The organism is Streptomyces sp. NBC_00335 (assembly GCF_036127095.1).
Classification (GTDB): Bacteria; Actinomycetota; Actinomycetes; order Streptomycetales; family Streptomycetaceae; genus Streptomyces.
This window is the reverse complement of record NZ_CP108006.1, coordinates 3,859,562-3,875,849: the sequence shown is the minus strand read 5'-3', so window position 1 is coordinate 3,875,849 and position 16,288 is coordinate 3,859,562. Positions and strand designations below refer to the sequence as shown.

Here is a 16,288-nt window from a genome sequence, read left to right as displayed (position 1 = left end):
GGTGTTACCGGCGGGCGGCTGCGGCCATGACGAGGCCCGTGATGAGCAGGGCCAGGCCGATGATGAGTACGGGGAGGTCGGGTCCGGGCAGGAAGTGCATCGCCACACCGGCCAGGGTGAGCGGTGCGCCGATGGCGGCCAGCACCTTCCCGATCTGTCTTTCCGACATGGGTTGCTCCTTGTTCGGCGCTGGGGGCGGTGAGGCAGCCGAAGAGGTGCTGCCTGTGACGAAGGCGGCGAGTGCCCCGGTGAGCAGGGCCCAGGCCGCCGCCGTCCAGCCGTAGCGGGTCCCGCCGATCAGGACCGTGGCCGCAGCGACCGTCGCACCGGCCGCCATTGCCCGGGAGTTCGTGGCGAACGCCCACTGCCGTCGGGCGCTGCCCGGATGCCGGAGCTCGGTGATGGCGGTGCGGATGACCAGGGCGGCGATGACGATAACGGGGGCCAGCAGTGAGGCATCGCCGGCGGCCATCAGGTGTGCTGCCCGTCCGTACGAGCGGCGGTGCCCTCGGTGTCCGCTGTGTCGTGCTGGTAGATGTCGGGGATGCCGTCGTGGTCGGCGTCGATGTTCTCCGCCTCGTACAGGCGCCGGTAGACGGTGTTACGCCTGCGCAGCAGGACGGCCGCGAGGACGGCGGCGATCAGGGAGGCGACGAGGACGGCTGCCTTGACGTGCTCGGCGGTCTGGCCGCCGGGGAAGGCGAGTTCCCCGATCAGGAGGGCGACGGTGAAGCCGATCCCGGCCAGCACCGACAGGCCGAGGACATCGGCCCAGGCGAGGTCGGGGTTGAGCTGGGCGCGGGTGAAGCGGGCGGCCAGGTAGGTCCCGGCGAAGATGCCCACCGTCTTGCCGACGACCAGGCCGATCACGACACCGAGGGGTTCGGGGCTGGTGAACACCGCGCCCAGGGCCGGGCCGGAGATGCTCACCCCGGCGGCGAACAGCGCGAACAGCGGCACCGCGATGCCCGCGGAGAGCGGGTGGATCAGGTGCGAGACCCGCGAGGCGGGTGAGACCTCTTCGTCCTTGTCGCGGGTGGTGCGCAGGATCAGGCCCATGGCGACTCCGGCGACGGTGGCGTGGACGCCGCCGTTGTACATCAGCGCCCAGATCGCCAGCCCGAGGGGCACGTACCACCACCAGCCGCGCACCCGCAGCCGCTGGAGCAGGTAGAAGAGGACCAGGCCCGCGAAGGCTCCGGCGAGGGCCCACAGGTTCAGGTCGGAGGTGAAGAACACCGCGATGATCAAGATCGCGCCCAGGTCGTCGACCACGGCCAGGGTCAGAAGGAAGGCGCGCAGCGCGGCCGGCAGGTGCGTGGACAACACCGCCAGTACCGCGAGGGCGAAGGCGATGTCGGTGGCCATCGGAACCGCCCAGCCCGCCCCACTTCCCCCGCCCGCCATGACGGTAGTCAGGTAGAGGGCGGCGGGTACGGCCATCCCGCACAGGGCGGCAATCACCGGCAGTGCGGCGGTGGCCGGGGTGCGCAGTTCGCCGACGACGAGCTCGCGTTTGAGCTCGATTCCGGCGACGAGGAAGAACACGGCCAGCAGCCCGTCGGCCGTCCAGTGGCCCACGGACAGGTCCAGGCCCAGGGCCGGTATCCCGAAGTGGAAGTCGCGTACGGACGTATATGCCGCGCTCCAGGGACTGTTGGCCCAGGTCAGCGCGAGGACGGCTGCGCCGAGGAGGATCAGCCCGCCCACGGTCTCGGTGCGCAGGGCCCGGGTGATTGCCTGCCGTTCGGGCAGGGGTAGCAAGCCGAGGAAGGGGGAGCGGGTGCCGGCCATGGCAGTGGGCCTCCGGTGTGTCAGCGAGAAGAGGGCACACTGCCCCCAGGACGCCGACCAGACTTCCCGGCACACCGCGCGCCTTTTCCTGACGCGTTCTTTACACCGTATCCACCGGGGAGCAGGGCTGTCTGCCCCGCATCGCCCCTCAAGATCACATCGGTGTCAGGTTGTGATCAGCCCTGGCGGGAGGCACAGCACCAGGCAGCAGTTGCCGCGGTCTCCGGCCGGGCTCGCGGGTCAGGACGCGGCAGGTGCGCTTTGGTGCAGGCGTGTGCGGAGCGTTTCGGCGAAGTCCTCGGCGCGGGCCAGCTGGACTCGGAGCTTGTCGACCTGCTCGGTGGCGGCCTGCTCGTACTCGCGCACGCGCTTCAGCAGGTCCTCGCGCTCGTCGGCGTCGAGGCTGGTCTCGTTATCGAGGCGGTCGGTGGCGTCCAGGAGGTCGCGCATCTGGTCGAGGGTGAAGCCGAGCGGCTTCATCCGGCGGATGACCATGAGGCGGGCGACATCGCTCTCGGTGTAGAGGCGGAAGCCGCCCTGGGAGCGGGCCGAGGGGGCGACCAGGCCGGTCTCCTCGTAGTGCCGGATGGTGCGCAAGGACAGCTCGGTCCGCGCGGCGACTTCACCGATCTGCATGTGCCTGTCGTCCACGCCCGCGGTCCTGGCCCTTCTCGTCGTGGCGGGCCGCTTCCTGCGCAGGCCCACCGATCTCTACTCTAACGTTAAGGTAGAGTTGCTCTTGTGCGGCGGCCTGTGGCCTTTCCCCTGCTGCCGTGTCGGGGCCGATGGTGCTCCCGGCGAAGACCCGATTCTTGCAGGAGCCAAGCGTGCGCGAGCCCATGACGCCCAGCGCCGCCGCCTGCCCGCCGTGACGCTTCGCCCCGGATGCGAGCTGCCCGGCCGCGTACTGCGCAGGCCCGCCGCATCCTCCCTCCCGATCTTCCGGCCCGCCTGATTCGGGCCGACCGCGGAGTGCCGACCCGGCCCCTCCGCGCTCTCCCGCACACCCCGGCCCTGCCCAGAGCAGGTGTGCCCGAGCACGACAGGTACCCGATCCCTTGTCTTCTGCTTCCCTGACGTCCCCCGTCGCGCGCCTGCGCGGTCTGCGCCCCGACTGGCTGTCCGACCCGAAGGTCTGGCGCACGGAGGTCCTCGCGGGCCTGGTCGTCGCGCTCGCGCTGATCCCCGAGGCGATCTCGTTCTCGATCATCGCCGGGGTCGACCCCGCCGTCGGTCTGTTCGCCTCGTTCACCATGGCCGTGGTCATCTCGATCGTGGGCGGTCGGCGGGCGATGATCTCGGCGGCCACTGGCGCCGTAGCCCTGGTGATTGCCCCGCTCAACCGCGAGCACGGTTTCGGCTACCTCGTCGCCGCCGTCATCCTGGCTGGCGTCATTCAGGTGGCGCTCGGCGCGCTTGGCGTCGCAAAGCTGATGCGGTTCGTGCCGCGCTCGGTGATGGTCGGCTTCGTCAACGCCCTCGCCATCCTGATCTTCATGGCCCAGGTCCCCGAGATGCACGACGTCCCGTGGCCCGTCTACCCGCTGATCATCGGCGGCCTGGCCCTGATGGTGTTCTTCCCGAAGGTGACCACCGTGATCCCGGCGCCGCTGGTCTCCATCGTCATTCTGACCGTCATCACGGTCGCGGCCGCGATCGCCGTGCCGACCGTCGGCGACAAGGGCGCCCTGCCGTCCTCCCTGCCCGTCCCGGGCCTGCCCGACGTGCCGTTCACCCTCGACACCCTGACCACCATCGCCCCGTACGCCTTCGCCATGGCGCTGGTCGGCCTCATGGAATCCCTCATGACGGCCAAGCTGGTCGATGAGATCACCGACACCCACTCCTCCAAGACCCGTGAGTCGATCGGCCAGGGCATCGCCAACATCGTCACCGGCTTCTTCGGCGGCATGGGCGGCTGCGCCATGATCGGCCAGACCATGATCAACGTGAAGGTCTCCGGAGCCCGCACCCGCCTGTCCACCTTCCTGGCCGGCGCGTTCCTGATGGTGCTGTGCATCGTCTTCGGCCCGGTCGTCTCCGACATCCCCATGGCCGCCCTGGTCGCCGTCATGGTGATGGTGTCGTTCGCGACGTTCGACTGGCACTCCATCGCCCCCAAGACCCTCAAGCGGATGCCCGCCGGCGAGATCGCCGTCATGGTCATCACCGTGATCTGCGTGGTCGCCACCGACAACCTCGCCATCGGCGTCGTCGTCGGCTCCGTCACCGCCATGGTCATCTTCGCCAAGCGCGTCGCCCACCTCGCCAACGTCACCGCCGTCACCGACCCCGACGGAACCACCGTCGTGTACGCCGTGACCGGCGAGCTGTTCTTCGCCTCCTCCAACGACCTCGTCGGCCAGTTCAGCTACGCCACCGACCCCGACAAGGTCGTCATCGACCTGTCCGCCGCCCACATCTGGGACGCTTCCTCGGTCGCCGCCCTGGACGCCATCGAGACCAAGTACGCCCAGCGCGGCAAGACGGTGGAGATCATCGGACTGAACGACCCCAGCGCCGACCTCCACGGCAAGCTCACCGGCGAACTCACCAGCCACTGACCCAGCCGCCGCGAAACCGAAGGACCCCGGAGCCACGGCCGGGGTCCTTCGTCTTCTCACAAACGACCGCCGTCTGGCTTTGTTCACGAATTCCGGCAGGGATTGTTCAGTGCTTCGGGAGGCACCCGGTTCAGGTCGAAGCCGATGTTCACCAGAACCGACAGCACTGGCAGCGGGCGGGCGAGGTGACGACCTGGGGTCCCTCTAAGGTGGCCCGACGGGGGCCGGTTGTTCGATACCGGCCCGGTCAGGAGGGCGTCAGAGTGTCGGAGTCGGAGCAGGGACTGGCCGAGGTGCAGCGTGCGCACTGGCAGCAGACCTACGGCGCGCATCCCGGCATGTACGGCGAGAAGCCCTCCGAGCCGGCGATCCGTGCCGCTGCCGTCTTCCGGGCCGCCGATGCCCGCGAGGTGCTGGAGCTAGGTGCTGGCCACGGCCGTGACGCGCTGCACTTCGCCCGTGAAGGCTTTTCCGTGATGGCCACTGACTTCAGCCCGGTCGGTCTCGATCAGCTGCGCGAGGCCGCCGCGGCCCAAGGCGTGGCCGGGCTGGTCACCACGGCGGTTCACGACGTCCGCGAGGCTCTGCCGCTCGCGGACGCCTCGGTGGATGCCGTGTTCGCTCACATGCTGCTCTGCATGGCGCTGTCCACCCAGGAGATCCACGCCCTGGTCGCCGAGGTACGACGGGTACTGCGGCCTGGCGGGGCCTTCGTCTACACCGTTCGTCATACCGGGGACGCCCATTACCAGGCCGGTACCGGGCACGGAGACGACATCTGGGAGCACGGCGGCTTCGCCGTCCACTTCTTCCCTCGCGACCTGGTCGACGGCCTCGCCGAAGGCTGGACTCTGGATGAGGTCGCCCCGTTCGAGGAAGGCGGGCTCCCCCGGAGGTTGTGGCGCGTTACCCAGACCGTCCCCCGGTGAGTGCTGCGGGAGCCCAGTGCTGTCCAATCTCGTGAACAATTCCTGCCCGCCAGAGCCCCTGAGCCCCGTCCGTCCTCGCGTCAAAACGCTGCCCGTTCTCGTGGACAAAGCCAGCCGTCGCGACAGCGTGCCTCACGCCTCTGCCTCGCCCTGTGCGGGACGAATCTCGGAGGCAAGGCCCATATGCGCGGTGGAGGCCGAAGCCACCCTGCGGTGCGGATCGCCGGCCGCGCGGCTGAGACCTGCTACGTCACGCGGCCCTGATCCCCGCGCAGCCCATCCGGGCATGCCGTCCCTCTGCCGTCACTTGATGATGGGGAAATGGATGTCACCGAGGTTCTGCTGCCCGGTGTGGGTCTGCGCTACGAGTTCACCAATCACCGCGGTGACCGGGTCGGGGTGGTGGCCAGGCGCACGGGTGAATTCGACCTGGTCCTTTACGGGGAGGAGGACCCGGACGAGGGAAGGCCGGTGCTGCAGCTCAACGGTGAGGAGGCGGACACGGTCGCGGAGATTCTTGGGGCTCCGCGGATCGCGGAGCGGTTCGCCGACCTGACGAAGGAAGTCCCGGGGCTGATGTCCGGGCAGGTCGAGGTGCGGGCGGGCAGCGTGTACGACGGCCGGCCTCTGGGCGACACGCGAGCGCGGACTCGGACCGGCGCGTCGATCGTCGCGGTTGTCCGGGGTGAGGAAGTGATCGCCTCGCCCACACCTCAGGAGCCTCTTCGCGGCGGGGACGTGCTGGTGGTGATCGGGACCCACGAGGGCATCGCGGGTGTGGAACAGATCATCCGGGGCTGAGCCCCGTGCGGACGCCGGTCGCGCTGCTGCTCGAGCTCGGCATCATCCTGGCCGCCCTGAGCGTGCTGGGGACGCTGGCGCGGCGCTTCACGCTCTCGCCGATTCCGCTCTACCTGCTGGCCGGCCTCGCGGTCGGCAAGGGCGGCATCGCGCCCGTGCCTGCCGCCGGCGAGTTCGTCGAGACGGGCGCGGCCATCGGAGTGGTCCTCCTCCTGCTCGCCCTGGGGCTGGAGTTCTCTCTGCCCGAGTTCGCGGTCGGCATGCGGCGGCACGTGCCGTCGGCCCTGGTGGACCTGGGGCTGAACGCCGCACCCGGGGCGGTCGCCGGATGGCTGCTGGGAATGGACGGCGTCGGGATCTTCGCCCTAGCTGGCGCCACGTACATCTCCTCCTCCGGCATCGTTGCCCGCCTTTTGGAGGACTTGCGGCGACTGGGTAACCGGGAGACACCGGCGGTTCTGTCGGTGCTCGTCATGGAGGACTGCGCCATGGCCCTCTACCTGCCGGTGCTCGCCGTGCTCGCGTCGGGCGGCCAGTGGTGGCAAGCGGTCCTCGGTGTACTTGCGGCCGTGGGCGCCGTCATCGCCGCCTTCACCGTCTCCTACCGGTGGGGCCACCATGTGGGCCGTCTCGTCTCCCACCCGGACGCCGAACAGTTGCTGCTGCGGGTGCTGGGCTTGACCCTGATCGTCGCCGCCCTCGCCGAGGCCGTCCATGCGTCGGCCGCAGTGGGTGCCTTCCTCGTCGGCCTCACCCTCACCGGAGAGACCGCGACCCGTACCCGCGCGGTGCTCAGTCCGCTGCGCGACCTCTTCGCGGCGGTGTTCTTCCTGGCCATCGGGCTGTCTGTCGACCCCGCCGACCTCGTGCCCGTTCTGCCCGCGGCCCTGGCGCTCGCGGCGGTCACCGCCTTCACCAAGGTGGCCACTGGACGGTTCGCCGCCGCACGCGACCACGTGGGCCGGCGTGGTCGACTGCGCGCCGGGACCGTGCTCATCGCCCGGGGCGAGTTCTCTCTGGTGATCGTCGGGCTCGTCGGAACGATGCAGGGCTCGCTCGGCCCCCTGGTGACCGCTTACGTCTTCATTCTGGCTTTCGCCTGCCCGCTCCTGACCCGCCTCGCCGGCACCATCCCTCTCGGCAAGCCCCGTCCACCCGGTGCGAAAGACAGCACAGCGTGACCGCAGTCCCGCTTCCATCCCGGGTCGCGGAGCAGGAGGCGTGGCCGTCGCTCATGGGCGGCCGACGGTGCCGGAGTCGTCCATCGCGTCCATCGCTTGCGGCTGTGCCGGAATCAGGCCCGGCTTCAGCACCTCAGGCATCTGCTGCTTGCGGCCGCGTCCGGTGAGGAAGGTCGCGATCGGTTCGGTGTAGCGGGCGGTCAGCGGGCCGACGATGACCAGGACCAGCACGTAGGCGGTGGCCAGCGGCCCGAGAGAGGGCTCGATGCCGGCGGTGACGGCGAGACCGGCGATCACGATGGAGAACTCGCCGCGCGCCACCAGGGTCCCGCCGGCGCGCCACCGTCCCTTGACGGAGATCCCGGCGCGGCGTGCGGCCCAGTAGCCGGTGGCGATCTTCGTACCCGCCGTGACGACGGCCAGGGCGAGCGCGGGCAGGATGACCGGGGGGATGCTGGCGGGGTCGGTGTGCAGGCCGAAGAAGACGAAGAACACGGCGGCGAACAGGTCCCGCAAGGGGCTCAGCAGACTGTGGGCGCCCTCCGCGACCTCCCCCGAGAGGGCGATGCCGACGAGGAACGCGCCGACGGCGGCGGAGACCTGGAGCTGCTGGGCGATGCCCGCGACCAGGAGGGTGAGGCCGAGGACGACCAGGAGGAGCTTCTCGGGGTCGTCGCTGGAGACGAAGCGGGAGATGACCCTTCCGAAGCGGACGGCCAGGAAGAGGACCAGCCCGGCCACGCCGAGGGCGATGGCGAGGGTGGCGCTGCCGGCGGCCAGGCTCACTCCCGCGAGCAGGGCGGTGATGATCGGCAGGTAGACGGCCATCGCGAGGTCTTCGAGGACCAGGATGCTGAGGATGACCGGGGTCTCGCGGTTGCCGAGGCGCCCGAGGTCGCCCATGACCTTGGCGATGACGCCGGAGGAGGAGATCCAGGTGACGCCGGCCAGGACGACCGCGGCGACCGGGCCCCATCCGAGCAGGAGGGCCATGCCGGCGCCGGGCAGGGCGTTGAGGGTGAAGTCGACGAGACCGGCCGGGTACTGGGTCTTGAGGTTGGAGACCAGGTCGCTTGCTGTGTACTCCAGCCCGAGCATGAGCAGGAGCAGGATGACGCCGATCTCGGCCCCGATGGCGACGAACTCCTCGCTCGTGCCGAGCGGCAGGAGTCCGCCCTTGCCGAAGGCGAGGCCCGCCAGGAGGTAGAGGGGTATGGGGGAGAACTGGAACCGTCCGGCGAAGCGGCCCAGCAGGCCCAGGGCGAGGATGATCGCGCCGAACTCGATCAGGAAGACAGCGGAGGAGTGCATACGTCACTCCCGGCCGAGAATCGCGGCGGCGGCCTCGACGCCCTCGCGGGTGCCGATCACTATGAGGGTGTCCCCGCCGGCCAGCCGGAAGTCGGGCCCGGGGGAAGGTATCGCCCCGGCCCGTCGCAGCACGGCCACGATGGACACGCCAGTCTCCGTTCGCATGCGGGTGTCACCCAGCACCCGCCCGTTCCAGTGGGAGATGGAGGACAGCTCGATCCGCTCCGCCACCAGCCCCAGGTCGGTCGTGGAGAGCAGGTTCGGGCTGTGGTGCGAGGGCATCAACGCGTCGATCAGCGCCTCCGTCTCGCCGCCGGTCAGCTTCACCGACAGCGCGCACTCGTCCGGGTCGTCCCGCCGGTAGGCGTTCAGCGTTCGGGCACCGTCCCGGTGGGCGATCACCGACAGGCGGCGATGCTCACGAGTGGTGAGGTCGTAGCGGACCCCTATGCCCGGCAGCGGAGTACGGCTCACGCGGGGAACAGGCACGGAAGACCCCCAGGTTTCTGACGTTGTCGGCGGAAGATGGAGGTGGACAGTGCACCTCATGTCGTCACCCTATCCCTGCGCTAGTCAGCCGAATCGGTGAAGAATTCGCCTGTGGAAGGTGCCGCGGCTCCGATGGAGGAGGCGGTGCGGCGGGACGGTTTGACGGCGAATCATGCCGCGCCGTCGTTCGGCTGATTTCTGGCCTGTGCCCGTTCCTCCCCGGCTCCGGCATCATGGCGGAGGCCTCCAACGGCGGAGGCCAGGGCGAGGGAGGAATCGCGTGGTGCAATGGAGGCGTCTGAGTTCCGGTGCCCGCCCTGTGCCCCACCCCGTCGCAACCCCCTCGGTGTGGGCAGCCTCAGGGGTCGTGGCCCTCGTCGTGGTCACCGTCCTCAACTACCTGAACGGCCAGGGCGACCCCACGATCGATCTTCTCCTTCTGTCCGTGCTGTGCGCCGTACTGAGCACCGGAGCCCGGCTCATCGCCGCACCGGGCACAGCCCTGGTCTGTTGGCTCGCCCTCAACGGCTTCGCCACACCACCCATGGGCGAACTGACCTGGTCCGCCGGCTACGACCTGGGCCGCCTCGGATGCCTCCTGGCGGCGGCGAGCATCGGAACCGCCATCTCCCGCATCGCCAACGCCCGCGCCGCCTACCGCCGCCTGACCCTCCACAAGTCCACGGGTTCCTGATCACTTCGGGTGCCGCAGGATGACCTGTCCTGATCCTGCCCGGTACGCACCCGAGAGCGCATTGCCGGAGACCGGCAGTCTTTATGCCCTCTTAACGCCGGTGACAGGCCTGAAGGGCGGTGCTATCCCGGCATCAAGGAGGTGTCAGGGACGGAGCCGTGACCAGGTGGCGTGGCAGACCGAGCATCACTGGAGCGGTGCCATGAGGTCGCGGGCGAAGTCGGCGACGGGGCGTGGGTCGTGCCCGGTCAGCTGGCGCACGGAGTCGGTGGTGTCGGCATTGGTGCCTTCCCGGAGCAGCTGGAAGATGCCCACCACCCCCTCGGCGAGCCACGGCGGCAGGCCCGCGCCGAGCATGCCAGCCAGGGCTGCCTCGTCGGGTACGGCGACGTACTCCACCGTCCGTCCGAGGGCGCTGGAGAGTCGGTGGGCGACCTCGGTGAAGGTGAGGGCCTCGGGGCCGGTGATCAGATGGGTCTCTCCGTCCCTGCTCTGCCCGGAGAGCACTGCGACCGCGCAGGCGGCCACGTCACGGGGGTCGATCATGGCGACGCGGGCGTCGTCCGCGGGCAGGAAGATCCGCCCGGCCTGCCCGATCGTCGGCAGTGAACCGAGGAGGTTCGACATCAGGAAGCTGGACCGGAGAATCACGAAGGGGATCCCCGCCGAGCGCAGGCGGTGCTCGATGCGGCCGTGCTGATCCGCGAACGTCTCCGCGGCTCCGGCCTCGGCTCCGACCGTGGACAGCATGACGATCTGCCGGACACCGGCCGTGGCTGCGGCCTCGATCGCGTTTGCCGCGTTCCCGACCTGCCGTGGGTCGTTGGCACAGCTCAGGAAGGCCTGCTCGGCGCCCGCGAAGGCGGCCCGGAGCGATGCGGGATCGGCGAAGTCCCCTTGCACAAGGTCGGCGCCGGGGCCGAGTACGGCCGTGGCTCGTTCAGGGTCGCGGGTGAACGCGCGGTGGGGGATGCCTCGCCGGCGCAACTCGCTCACCACGTGCCGTCCGACGTTCCCGGTCGCGCCGGTCACCACTACGGTCGTCATCTCGTCGCGTCCTCACACCGATTCGGGGCTCTCCACCCCACGGTGTGCGGCACGATCGTCCTGAGACCCTCAGGACACGCGCGGGTTCACTCGTCAGGGCGCGCGAAGGGCTGCCCCGCGGAGCAGCACTAGGCTTGAGTGGTGGGGCAGGCGAGGAGGCGTACTCATGAGACGACGCCACCACTTCCACATCGACTACGACGGTCACTCGGTCAGCGCCACCGTCCAGACAGGTCACACCGTAGAGGTGCAGGTCTTGGTGGATGGCGAGGAGACGGGACACGCCACGACCTGGGACGACAGGCCCGTCACGGTGCGCGTGGATCTTCCGACCGATCCGCCGATTCCGATCGCGGTTCGCACGACACCTGGTCCGGGAGTCCCACGCTGCCTGCTTGAGGCGCCGGGCGTCGAGCCCCACGTCATGTCTCCGCACCCCCTCTGACCGGCAGGGCGGACGTCGGGTCCGAAGTCCTGGGAGAAGCCGACCAAGATCTTCTCCCAGATTTCTCCCAAACGATCACCCGGAACGCAGGAAGGGCCTGACCCGCGATGCGGATCAAGCCCTTGACCTGGTCTTACGAAGTCGGGGTGGCGGGATTTGAACCCACGACCTCTTCGTCCCGAACGAAGCGCGCTGCCAAGCTGCGCTACACCCCGATGTCCACCCCTGCAGCGCTTGCTGCCCTGGCGACATCGATTACTTTAGCGGACCCTCGGCCGGAGACGAAATCCGGTTTTCGCGCGGCGGGCGGTAGCGGTCCGCCGTGACCAGGGCGAGGCCGAGGGCGTAGAAGGCGAGGCCCAGGACCACCGCGTTCAGCGCGACCTTCGCGTAGCCGTACTGGGCGGCGTCGATGAAGGGGTACGTGTACCGGTGCGGGATGCCGGGGGAGAGGAGGGCGCCGCGGATCAGCGCGAAGACCACGTAGACCAGGGGGTACGCCAGCCACTGCGCGGCGTAGCGCGGGCGCAGGGTGCGGGGGGCCGTCAGGAAGAGGAAGTCCAGGACGGCGCCGATGGGGGTGACCGTGTGGAGGAGCTGGTTGGAGACGGACTTCGCGCCGGTCAGCTTGTCCAGGTCCTCGACCACGTTGAAGGGGCTCGACGGGTTGGCCAGGAGCAGGTGGAAGACCAGCCCGGTGATCAGGATGAAGAGGAGGACGCCGCCCCGCCAGAAGGGGGCGACGTCCGGCTCGCGCCGGTGGACGCGGAGGGCGGAGAGCCCGTAGACGATCGCGACCAGGATGTTCGTCCAGATCGTGAAGAAGCTCAGGACCAGGGGCACGCTGCCGTACACGCACTCGATGACCAGACCGGTGACGGCCGCGGCCGCGATCAGTGTGCGGAAGGCGACGGTCGTGAGGCGGAGTGCGGCAGGTGCGATCATCCGATCAACGTACCCGGCGCGACCGCCCGCCTCATGCCTTCGCGGTCAGTGTCAGCAGTGTCGCCTCGGGCGGGCACGCGAAGCGCACCGGGGTGAAGCGGTTGGTCCCGCAGCCCGCCGACACGTGGAGGTACGCGCGCTGCCCCTGCGTCTCGTGCGTCGAGAGGCCCTTCACCCGCTTGGTGTCCAGGTCGCAGTTGGTGACGAGCGCCCCGTAGAAGGGGATGCACAGCTGTCCGCCGTGCGTGTGCCCGGCCAGGATCAGGGGGTACCGGTCGGCGGTGAAGGCTTCGAGGACGCGCAGGTACGGGGCGTGTACGACGGCCATCGAGAAGTCGGCGTCCGTCTCCGGACCGCCCGCGACCCGCTCGTACCGGTCGCGCTTGATGTGCGGGTCGTCCAGGCCGGTGAAGGCCAGCTCCAGGCCGTCGAGCTTGAGCCGGCCCCGGGTGTTGGTGAGGTTCAGCCAGCCGGCCGCGTCGAAGGCGTCCCGCATCCCCTCCCACGGGTTGTGGACGGCGCCGACGACCGGTGCGTTTCCGTTGAGCCCGTGCCGGCCCTGGGTCTTCTCGATCAGGTAGCGCCCGGGATTGCGCATCCGGGGGCCGTAGTAGTCGTTCGACCCGAAGACGTACACGCCGGGGAACTCCATCAGCGGGCCGAGCGCGTCGAGCACTTCCGGCACGCCCTCCGTGTCGGAGAGGTTGTCGCCCGTGTTCACCACGAGGTCGGGGCGCAGCCCGGCGAGCGACTGCAGCCAGGCGCGCTTCTTGCGCTGCCCGCCGACCATGTGGATGTCCGAGACCTGCAGGACGCGCAACGGGCGCATCCCCTGCGGGAGCACGGGGACCGTGACCCGGCGCAGGCGGAAGGACCGGGCTTCGAAACCGGCGGCATAGGCCAGGCCGGCGGCCCCCGCCGCGGCGATGCCGGCGGTGACCTTCAGGGGTACTCCGTAACGCGCACGCATGCCCATATGTTCGCAGACCCGGCAACCCCGCCGGGAAACCGGCGGGCGCCGGAGCCCCCGTACCTGGCAGACTCGGGACATGACCACGCTCAAGGCCAAGCTCCAGGAAGACCTCACCACCGCCATCCGCGCGCGCAACGAGCTCGCCTCGTCCACGCTGCGCCTGACCCTCTCCGCCATCACCAACCAGGAAGTCGCGGGCAAGGAAGCCCGGGTGCTCTCCGACGAGGAAGTCCTCAAGGTGATCGCCAAGGAGGCGAAGAAGCGCCGCGAGGCCGCGGACGCCTTCGCGCAGGGTGGCCGTCCCGAGCAGGCCGCGCGGGAGACCGCCGAGGGCGAGTTCCTCGACACCTACCTCCCCAAGCAGCTCGGCGAGGCCGAGCTCGACGCGATCGTGGCGCAGGCCGTCGAGGAGGCCAAGGCGGCGGGCGCCGAGGGGCCGCGGGCCATGGGCGCCGTGATGAAGATCGTGAACCCGAAGGTCGCGGGTCTGGCGGAGGGCGGGCGCGTCGCCGCCGCCGTCAAGAAGCACCTGTCCTAGTACGGGAAAACGAGGGAGGGCCCCCACCGATCCGGATGCGGATCGGTGGGGGCCCTCCCTCGTTTTGCTACGGGGCCTACGGGGCCTACGGGCCCCAAGGTGCCTAGTCGCGGCCGCCGATGATGCCCGGCGGGAACGTGATCCCGCCGAGCGGGTCGGTCCCGCCCGTGCCGCCGTCGGTTCCGCCGGTGGCTCCGACGGTCCCGCCGGTGGCGGTCTGCCCGCCGGGCCGACTGTCACCGGGCTTGCCGTCGCGGCCCGGCTTGCCGGGCTTGGTGGGCTTGCCGCTGGGCTTGCCGCCGGGGGCCGGGCTCGGGGTGTCGGGGATGTTCACCGTGGTGAAGCCCGGGGCCTCGCGGCCGGAGAGCGCGCCGGAGACCGCCTGCTTCCAGATCGGGCCGGGCAGGCCACCACCGAAGACCTTGTCGTAGTACTGGCCGCCGATGGTGATGTTCTCCATCGACACCTGCTTGGCGCCGCCGGAGCCGACCCAGGTCGCGCCGGACATGTTCGGGGTGTAGCCGACGAACCAGGCGTTGTAACGGCTGTCGGTGGTACCCGTCTTGCCCGCGCTCTGCCGGTCGGACAGACCCGACTTCTGGCCGGTACCGGAGTCGACCACGCCGAGCAGCAGCGTGTTGATGGTGTCGGCGGTCGTCTCGCTCATCGCGCGGCCGCACTTGGACTTCGGGACGGTCAGCGCCTTGCCGTGCGAGTCGGTGATCGACTCGATGGTGACCGGGGTGCAGTACACGCCGCGGTTGGCGAAGGTGGCGTAGGCGTTGGCCATGGTCAGCGGGGACATGCCCTCACTGCCGAGCGCGATGGCGGGGACCTCGGGGAGCTTGGCGCCGTTGGCCGGGATCACGCCGAGCTTGCTGGTCATCTCGGTGACGGGGCACAGGCCCACCTCGGAGATCATCTCCACGAAGTAGGTGTTGACCGACTTGGCCATCGCCTCCTTCATCCCGTACGGGCCGACCTCGGACTCGGTCTCGTTCTCCACCTTGGCCCGGTCGGTGTTGACCCAGGGCTTGTCGCTGCAGGTCCGCACCGGGCTCGGGTAGTCCATGTCGTACGGGGACTGGTACATCTTCGTCGGCGGCAGTCCGCCCTCCAGGGCCGCGGCCGCGACGAAGGCCTTGAAGGTGGAGCCGGTCGGGAAGCCGAAGTTCGAGCCGCCCATCTTCTTGTCCACCGAGAAGTTGATCTGGGTCTCGTTCTTGCCGAAGCCGTATGGCTTCGACTGCCCCATGGCGAGGACCCGCCCGGTGCCGGGCTGGACGAGGGTGACGGCCGTGGCGACCTTGTCGTCCTGGTCCACGTGGTCCTTGATGGACTCGTTGACCGAGTCCTGCGACTGCGGGTCCAGGGTCGTCCGGACGGTGAGGCCGCCCTGGTTCCAGACCTTCGCCCGGTCCTCGCGGGTCTTCCCGAAGGCGGTGTCGTCGAGGAAGGTGTTGCGCACGAAGTCGCAGAAGAAGCCCGCGCCCTTGACGGCGGTGATGCAGCCGTTCTTCGGCTTGGTCACCTTCAGCTGGACCGGCTTCGCCTTCGCGGCATCAGCCTCGGCCTGGGAGATGTCCCTGACGTCCGCCATGCGCTGGAGGACGATGTTGCGGCGCTTCATCGCCTCCTGCGAGTCGTTCATCGGGTCGTACCGGCTCGGTGACTGCACCACGCCCGCCAGCAGCGCCGACTCTTCCAGGGTCAGGTCCTTGGCGGGCTTGCTGAAGTAGCGCCGGGCGGCGGATTCGATTCCGTACGCCTGCTGCCCGAAGTACGTGATGTTGAGGTAGTTCTCGAGGATCTTCTGCTTCCCGAGCTCCTCCTCGACCTGGATCGAGTACTTCAGCTCGCGGATCTTGCGTCCGAGGCTCTTCTCCTGGGCCTCGCGCACCTTCGTCTCGTCGTCGCCGGCCTCTTCGACGAAGACGTTCTTCACGTACTGCTGCGTCAGCGTCGACGCGCCCTGGGCCGCGCCGCCCTCCTGGGCATTGCGGTTGACCGCACGCAGGATGCCCTTGAGGTCGACCGCGCCGTGCTCGTAGAAGCGGGAGTCCTCGATCGCGACGATGGCCTTCTGCATGTACGGGGAGATGGCCGTGATCGGGACCACCTGCCGGTCACGCGAATAGACCGTGGCGATCAAGCCACCCTCCGCGTCCAGAATCGTGGTGCGCTGGCTCAACGGTGGAGTCTTCAGATTGGCCGGGATCTCATCGAACCCCTCGACCGTGCCCTTGGCCGCGAGTCCCAGGGCGCCGGCGCCCGGGATCGCGATCCCCGCGAGTACAACTCCGGAGAGAACGGACACACCGAGGAACTTGGCGGCCTGCTGTGGCCCCGTGAGCCCGCCGCCCGAGCGCTTCTTTCCCATGGAGGGCAGCCTACGTTCTCAATCGCCGGACACGCGCGAATGCCTTGGCCTAAGCTGTCCTCAACTGTCACAGCAGTGCGGTGGGACATCAACCCCTCGGCTTGTTTTTCACCCTTCCCGAATGGGGTGGACGCATGTCCGAATCTAGCCTCCTGTGATCAGTGTGCCCCGCCGATTTCACCCAAATCGCCGGAATG

The 16,288-nt window shown here is 69.4% G+C and carries 16 protein-coding genes and 1 tRNA gene; 7 read left to right on the top strand and 10 right to left on the bottom strand.

What is annotated here, in order from left to right:
- Positions 1 to 4: 4 nt before the first annotated feature.
- From OHA37_RS17260 to OHA37_RS17250, 3 genes are all read right to left on the bottom strand, one after another.
- Positions 5 to 472: a hypothetical protein gene (locus OHA37_RS17260; RefSeq protein ID WP_266913449.1), complete on the bottom strand. Its 468-nt coding sequence runs from the start codon at positions 470 to 472 to the stop codon at positions 5 to 7.
- Positions 472 to 1,794, bottom strand: coding sequence for a Na+/H+ antiporter NhaA (gene nhaA / locus OHA37_RS17255; protein WP_266906167.1), 1,323 nt, complete (start codon positions 1,792 to 1,794; stop codon positions 472 to 474). Before nhaA ends, OHA37_RS17260 begins: the two co-directional genes overlap by 1 nt.
- Positions 1,795 to 2,034: 240 nt before the next feature.
- The gene (locus OHA37_RS17250) at positions 2,035 to 2,445 is read right to left on the bottom strand and encodes a MerR family transcriptional regulator (protein ID WP_266906165.1); all 411 of its coding nucleotides are present in this window, start codon (positions 2,443 to 2,445) and stop codon (positions 2,035 to 2,037) included.
- A 407-nt stretch (positions 2,446 to 2,852) separates the two neighbouring features.
- On the opposite strand from OHA37_RS17250, the gene OHA37_RS17245 reads away from it, so the two are divergent.
- The 4 genes from OHA37_RS17245 to OHA37_RS17230 all read left to right on the top strand — a co-directional run bounded on the left by OHA37_RS17245 (position 2,853) and on the right by OHA37_RS17230 (position 7,269).
- On the top strand, positions 2,853 to 4,358 hold the full coding sequence (locus tag OHA37_RS17245) for a SulP family inorganic anion transporter (protein WP_266906163.1): 1,506 nt from the start codon (positions 2,853 to 2,855) through the stop codon (positions 4,356 to 4,358).
- A gap of 263 nt (positions 4,359 to 4,621) precedes the next feature.
- A complete protein-coding gene (locus OHA37_RS17240; RefSeq protein ID WP_266906161.1) occupies positions 4,622 to 5,287 on the top strand; it encodes a class I SAM-dependent methyltransferase in 666 nt (221 codons plus the stop codon).
- Between the two features lie 321 nt (positions 5,288 to 5,608).
- Entirely contained in the window at positions 5,609 to 6,088 is a 480-nt protein-coding gene (locus OHA37_RS17235; protein WP_266906159.1) for a cation:proton antiporter regulatory subunit, read from the top strand.
- A gap of 5 nt (positions 6,089 to 6,093) precedes the next feature.
- Positions 6,094 to 7,269 (top strand): cation:proton antiporter, encoded by a 1,176-nt coding sequence (locus OHA37_RS17230; RefSeq protein ID WP_266906157.1) that lies wholly within the window; start codon positions 6,094 to 6,096, stop codon positions 7,267 to 7,269.
- 51 nt (positions 7,270 to 7,320) lie between these two features.
- On the opposite strand, the gene OHA37_RS17225 is transcribed toward OHA37_RS17230, so the two are convergent.
- Positions 7,321 to 8,580, bottom strand: a complete 1,260-nt coding sequence (locus OHA37_RS17225; RefSeq protein ID WP_266906155.1) for a cation:proton antiporter — start codon at positions 8,578 to 8,580, stop codon at positions 7,321 to 7,323.
- 3 nt (positions 8,581 to 8,583) lie between these two features.
- On the bottom strand, positions 8,584 to 9,069 hold the full coding sequence (locus OHA37_RS17220; protein ID WP_266906153.1) for a cation:proton antiporter regulatory subunit: 486 nt from the start codon (positions 9,067 to 9,069) through the stop codon (positions 8,584 to 8,586).
- A gap of 367 nt (positions 9,070 to 9,436) precedes the next feature.
- Between OHA37_RS17220 and OHA37_RS17215 the strand changes: the two genes are divergently transcribed.
- Positions 9,437 to 9,763 carry a hypothetical protein gene (locus OHA37_RS17215; protein ID WP_323182337.1) on the top strand — a complete coding sequence of 109 codons (327 nt, stop codon included), beginning with the start codon at positions 9,437 to 9,439 and terminating at the stop codon, positions 9,761 to 9,763.
- Between the two features lie 186 nt (positions 9,764 to 9,949).
- Here OHA37_RS17215 and OHA37_RS17210 read toward each other — a convergent pair whose 3' ends face one another.
- Positions 9,950 to 10,810, bottom strand: coding sequence for an SDR family oxidoreductase (locus OHA37_RS17210; protein WP_266906149.1), 861 nt, complete (start codon positions 10,808 to 10,810; stop codon positions 9,950 to 9,952).
- A gap of 166 nt (positions 10,811 to 10,976) precedes the next feature.
- Here OHA37_RS17210 and OHA37_RS17205 point away from each other — a divergent pair, with 166 nt between their 5' ends.
- Positions 10,977 to 11,255 (top strand): hypothetical protein, encoded by a 279-nt coding sequence (locus OHA37_RS17205; protein WP_266906147.1) that lies wholly within the window; start codon positions 10,977 to 10,979, stop codon positions 11,253 to 11,255.
- Positions 11,256 to 11,396: 141 nt separating this feature from the next.
- On the opposite strand, the gene OHA37_RS17200 is transcribed toward OHA37_RS17205, so the two are convergent.
- From OHA37_RS17200 to OHA37_RS17190, 3 genes are all read right to left on the bottom strand, one after another.
- Positions 11,397 to 11,470 (bottom strand) — tRNA-Pro (locus OHA37_RS17200).
- A gap of 40 nt (positions 11,471 to 11,510) precedes the next feature.
- Positions 11,511 to 12,200, bottom strand: coding sequence for a Pr6Pr family membrane protein (locus OHA37_RS17195; protein ID WP_266906145.1), 690 nt, complete (start codon positions 12,198 to 12,200; stop codon positions 11,511 to 11,513).
- 31 nt (positions 12,201 to 12,231) lie between these two features.
- A complete protein-coding gene (locus OHA37_RS17190) occupies positions 12,232 to 13,170 on the bottom strand; it encodes a metallophosphoesterase (RefSeq protein ID WP_266906143.1) in 939 nt (312 codons plus the stop codon).
- 79 nt (positions 13,171 to 13,249) lie between these two features.
- Here OHA37_RS17190 and OHA37_RS17185 point away from each other — a divergent pair, with 79 nt between their 5' ends.
- Positions 13,250 to 13,711 carry a GatB/YqeY domain-containing protein gene (locus OHA37_RS17185; RefSeq protein WP_243330535.1) on the top strand — a complete coding sequence of 154 codons (462 nt, stop codon included), beginning with the start codon at positions 13,250 to 13,252 and terminating at the stop codon, positions 13,709 to 13,711.
- A 103-nt stretch (positions 13,712 to 13,814) separates the two neighbouring features.
- On the opposite strand, the gene OHA37_RS17180 is transcribed toward OHA37_RS17185, so the two are convergent.
- Complete coding sequence (locus tag OHA37_RS17180; protein WP_266906140.1) at positions 13,815 to 16,091, bottom strand: transglycosylase domain-containing protein; 2,277 nt, start codon at positions 16,089 to 16,091, stop codon at positions 13,815 to 13,817.
- Between the last annotated feature and the right edge of the window lie 197 nt (positions 16,092 to 16,288).

Bases quoted from the DNA above. Each gene is read 5' to 3' on its own strand.
- OHA37_RS17185 (WP_243330535.1), top strand. From the start codon at position 13,250: ATGACCACGCTCAAGGCCAAGCTCCAGGAAGACCTCACCACCGCCATC.
- OHA37_RS17190 (WP_266906143.1), bottom strand. From the start codon at position 13,170: ATGCGTGCGCGTTACGGAGTACCCCTGAAGGTCACCGCCGGCATCGCC.
- OHA37_RS17205 (WP_266906147.1), top strand. From the start codon at position 10,977: ATGAGACGACGCCACCACTTCCACATCGACTACGACGGTCACTCGGTC.
- OHA37_RS17225 (WP_266906155.1), bottom strand. From the start codon at position 8,580: ATGCACTCCTCCGCTGTCTTCCTGATCGAGTTCGGCGCGATCATCCTC.
- OHA37_RS17235 (WP_266906159.1), top strand. From the start codon at position 5,609: ATGGATGTCACCGAGGTTCTGCTGCCCGGTGTGGGTCTGCGCTACGAG.
- OHA37_RS17210 (WP_266906149.1), bottom strand. From the start codon at position 10,810: ATGACGACCGTAGTGGTGACCGGCGCGACCGGGAACGTCGGACGGCAC.
- OHA37_RS17195 (WP_266906145.1), bottom strand. From the start codon at position 12,200: ATGATCGCACCTGCCGCACTCCGCCTCACGACCGTCGCCTTCCGCACA.
- nhaA (WP_266906167.1), bottom strand. From the start codon at position 1,794: ATGGCCGGCACCCGCTCCCCCTTCCTCGGCTTGCTACCCCTGCCCGAA.
- OHA37_RS17260 (WP_266913449.1), bottom strand. From the start codon at position 472: ATGGCCGCCGGCGATGCCTCACTGCTGGCCCCCGTTATCGTCATCGCC.
- OHA37_RS17180 (WP_266906140.1), bottom strand. From the start codon at position 16,091: ATGGGAAAGAAGCGCTCGGGCGGCGGGCTCACGGGGCCACAGCAGGCC.